Source organism: Kitasatospora sp. NPDC059817 (genome assembly GCF_042731835.1).
Classification (GTDB): domain Bacteria; phylum Actinomycetota; class Actinomycetes; order Streptomycetales; family Streptomycetaceae; genus Kitasatospora.
In genome coordinates, this window is sequence record NZ_JBHWIR010000320.1 from 1465 (window position 1) to 5006 (window position 3542).

Annotated in this window: 4 protein-coding genes; 2 read left to right on the plus strand and 2 right to left on the minus strand. The window is 74.5% G+C overall.

The window, feature by feature from the left end:
- Positions 1 to 122: 122 nt before the first annotated feature.
- Positions 123 to 959: a methyltransferase domain-containing protein gene (locus ACFV61_RS34345; RefSeq protein WP_380496009.1), complete on the minus strand. Its 837-nt coding sequence runs from the start codon at positions 957 to 959 to the stop codon at positions 123 to 125.
- A gap of 305 nt (positions 960 to 1264) precedes the next feature.
- Here ACFV61_RS34345 and ACFV61_RS34350 point away from each other — a divergent pair, with 305 nt between their 5' ends.
- Both ACFV61_RS34350 and ACFV61_RS34355 read left to right on the plus strand, forming a co-directional pair.
- Positions 1265 to 2047, plus strand: a complete 783-nt coding sequence (locus ACFV61_RS34350; protein WP_380496011.1) for a class I SAM-dependent methyltransferase — start codon at positions 1265 to 1267, stop codon at positions 2045 to 2047.
- A 53-nt stretch (positions 2048 to 2100) separates the two neighbouring features.
- Positions 2101 to 2553 carry a hypothetical protein gene (locus tag ACFV61_RS34355; RefSeq protein ID WP_380428804.1) on the plus strand — a complete coding sequence of 151 codons (453 nt, stop codon included), beginning with the start codon at positions 2101 to 2103 and terminating at the stop codon, positions 2551 to 2553.
- Between the two features lie 86 nt (positions 2554 to 2639).
- Here ACFV61_RS34355 and ACFV61_RS34360 read toward each other — a convergent pair.
- Positions 2640 to 3542, minus strand: a 903-nt coding sequence (locus ACFV61_RS34360; protein ID WP_380496013.1) for a DUF6745 domain-containing protein, incomplete at its 5' end; no start/stop codon positions are given.

The following is a 3542-nucleotide window of genomic DNA, read 5'->3' on the forward strand; positions in this document are numbered from 1 at the left end:
GACTTGTTTATACAGCCCACACCCCCGAGCGGGGTGGGGCCGGGCGGGGGCGGGGCGCGCGCCCCCCCCGCCCCCCCCCCCGCCGGGCCCCCCGGGGGGCCCGCGGCCGGGCCCGAGCCGTCCTACGGCTTGCGCGCCTCGATCAGGAAGCGCGCGGAGTGGCCGACGAACGGCCCCTCCGCCCGGATCAGGGCGTCCAGTTCACGCAGCCGGTCCCGGTAGGCCGCCACGGTGAAGCCCGGGACCATCCAGATCACCTTGCGCAGGAAGTACACCACCGCGCCGATGTCGAGGAACTCCATCCGGAGCCGCTCGGAGCGCAGGTCCACCACCTCCAGCCCGGCGGCGCGCGCGGCGGCGCTCTCGTCCTCCGGGCGGCGCGCCCGGCGTGCCTCGGGCTGCGGGCCGAGGAAGTACTCGACCAGTTCGAACCCGGACGCCGGCCCCACGTGCTGGGCGTAGTAGGCGCCGCCGGGCCGCAGCACCCGGGCGATCTCCGACCACCAGGCCTTCACCGGATGACGGCTGGTGACCAGGTCGAAGGCCCCTTCGCCGAACGGCAGCGGCGGCTCGTCCGGGTCCGCGACCACCACCACGCCCAGCGGGTGCAGCAGGCCGGTGGCGCGCGCGACGTTCGGCGGCCAGGACTCGGTGGCCGCCATGGTGGCCGGAAGCGCTCCGCGCTGCGCGGGGGCGGGCGTCCCGGGGGTGGGCTGCCCTTCGGTGGGCTGTCCTGCGACGGGCTTCGCAGCGGCGAGCCGGGCCGCACCGGCCAGCACCTCGCCGCCGCCGGTCTGAATGTCCAAGGCTGCCGAGGCCCGACCCAGCCGCTCGGCCACCAGCCGCTGGTAGCCCCAGGACGGCCGTTCCTCGGTGGCGCGGCCGGCGAGCCAGGAGAAGTCCCAGCCGTCCACGGACACCGCCTCGGCCTCGGCGATCAGCTCTTCGAAGGTGCGCATACCGGCATCATCCCGGTGGCCCGCCCGCCCGGCGAACTGTTTCACCCTCCGCTTCATCCCCTCGTACCGCAGGGCGGTTCCCCGGACCACGAGCAGACCGCCTGCCGTGATCAGCCCGTTCACCGGCTCCGAACCGCCGCCCCATCGTTCCCCGGCCTCGGAAAACCGGTGTCCGCCCCCGGTACGGCTGGGCGAGGATGACGGCGTGACGAACGAGCAGGCGAGGGCCCGCCTACCACCTCGCCCACGTCAACGCCCGTCGTGCCCGCTCTTCACCCCTCTCGCCACCGTGGAGCCCCGACGCCATGACCTCCTCACCGCAGTCCCCCGTCGGCCGCTTCTACGACGAGTTCGCGGCCGGGTACCACCTCCTCTACCCCGACTGGGACGCCTCCGTCGCCCGCCAGGGCGCCAGCCTCGACGCCCTGATCCGCGCCGGCCTCGGCGATCGCCCGGTCGACGTCCTGGACTGCGCGTGCGGCATCGGCACCCAGGCCCTCGGCCTCGCCGCCCTCGGCCACCGCGTCACCGGCACCGACCTCAGCCCGGCGGCCGCCGCCCGGGCCACCGCCGAAGCCGCCCGACGGGGCCTCCGTCTCCCCACCGCGGCCGCCGACATGCGCGGGCTCCCCTTCGCCGACGCCCGGTTCGACGTCGTCGTCTGCGCCGACAACGCGCTCCCCCACCTACTCACCCCCGAGGAGGTCCGCACCGCCCTCACCGAGATGCGCCGCGTGCTGCGCCCCGGCGGCCTGCTCCTGCTCACCACCCGCCCCTACGACGACCTGCGCCGCTCCCGCCCGGCCGCCACCCCGCCCCAGACCACCGAATGCGACGGCCGACGGTCCGTCATCTTCCAGCTCTGGCACTGGCATGAGGACGGCGAGCGCTACGACCTGGAGCTCTTCCACCTCACCCCCGATGCCACCGGCCAATGGCAGACCGACATCCGTCGCTCCACCTACTGGGCCCTCACCCAGTCCCAGCTCACCGCCCTCGCCTCCGAGGCTGGCTTCACCACCTCCCACTGGCAACCACCCGCCCGAACGGGCTTCTTCCAACCCGTGCTCATCGCCCGTGCCCCCTGACCCTGGCCGACCCCGACGACTGCACGATCCACACCGGCCGGGACAATTCCGGGGTGCTATTGACATGGATCGCCGAAATAGCGGACGAACCACTGGTGCTGGAGCCGAGCGACCGGCGGGTCGAGTGGCGGACCAACACCTGGTACCTGAGTGCGGAGGATGAGGACAAGCAGTCCTTGTCCGTGACCGAGGTGGTCGCCGCCTTCGAACGAACCGCTCAGGCCATCCGGCACCGTATCCACGCGCTGGGCTTCGCCGGGGTGGCGACCTTCTACGTGTGGCACGACGAGCAGGTCGATCAACTCCGCTGCTCCACCGGATCGGTGGCCGTCGACGAACTGCCGTTCGGCGGCACCTACCTGCCCTCCGACGACCTCGTTCCGGTCGTCGAGGGCTTCCTGAGCGGCCGACAGCCAGCCGGGACCAACCCGTCGGACCAGACCGCGCCCAACGCCATGGCCCCCTTCCCCGTCTGGGTCCGCAACGTCGGACCGACCTCACGCTGACCTGTCACGCACCCCGCCGAGGGCAGCCCCGAGATCGGCTGGCCGAGATGCGCGGCTCAGCGGCCTGCGCCGGGGGTCCGGGCCGGTCAGGTCTCGCGCTGCGGGTGGTACTCGGACTCGGGTATGCCGAAGGTCCAGGCGACCCCGGCGCGGGCGGTGCGGGTGCTCGGCGGGACGCGCAGCCAGTAGGTGCGGAAGGTGCCGTCGGGCTCGGCGGTCGAGTTGACGACCTCGACCATGACCACCGGTTCGTCGTCGGGCAGGGTGATCCGCCAGAGCACCCCGGTCTCGTCGCGGTGGATGGGCTCGGCACCGGAGTCGGCCAGGTAGCGCTCGTAGCCGTAGTGCTCCAGCAGGACACGGCGCAGTTCGGCGTTCTCCTCGGTGCGGATCCGCTCGACGGTGACGTCGGCCAGCCCGGCCAGGAACTCGGCGGGCACGGGCATGCCGCGCCAGGCGTGCAGGGCGAAGCCGTCGGCGTACTCCAGGGCGGGGCCGTCCGCCCGGTCGAGCCGCCCGGCCTCGTCACGGTGCAGCGCGACGGGGCGCTCGCTGACCAGCGCGACGTCCTGGTACGGCCACCACCAGCCGGCCTCGCGGGCCACCCCGGCGAGCGGCGCGACGGCCTCGGCGCTGCCCCCGGCCTCGTCGGAGGCGGCCTCGAAGGCGGCGAACCAGGGAGCGTCGTGCTGGCCGCGCACGGCGTCGAGCAGGGCGAGCCGGACGGTGGTGCGCCGGGCGCGGGCGGCGGCGGCCGCGTCGTCCGAGGCCTCCTCGCGGTCGGCCTCGGGGGCGAGCCGGTCGAGGACCGCCGTGCGGATGCGGTCGGCGAGCGGGGTGGTGACCGGGCCGAGCTCGCCGCCGGTGAGTGCCCAGTGCGCCGCCCACCCGGCCGCGCCGACCTCCTCGACGGCCCGCCGCCGGTCGCACTGCCCGGTGCGCTCACCGATCCGCAACCGGCCAGCGCCACGGCTGCCACGGCCGCGGCC

Coding starts and splice junctions, on each gene's coding strand:
- ACFV61_RS34345 (WP_380496009.1), bottom strand. CDS start 959: ATGCGCACCTTCGAAGAGCTGATCGCCGAGGCCGAGGCGGTGTCCGTG.
- ACFV61_RS34350 (WP_380496011.1), top strand. CDS start 1,265: ATGACCTCCTCACCGCAGTCCCCCGTCGGCCGCTTCTACGACGAGTTC.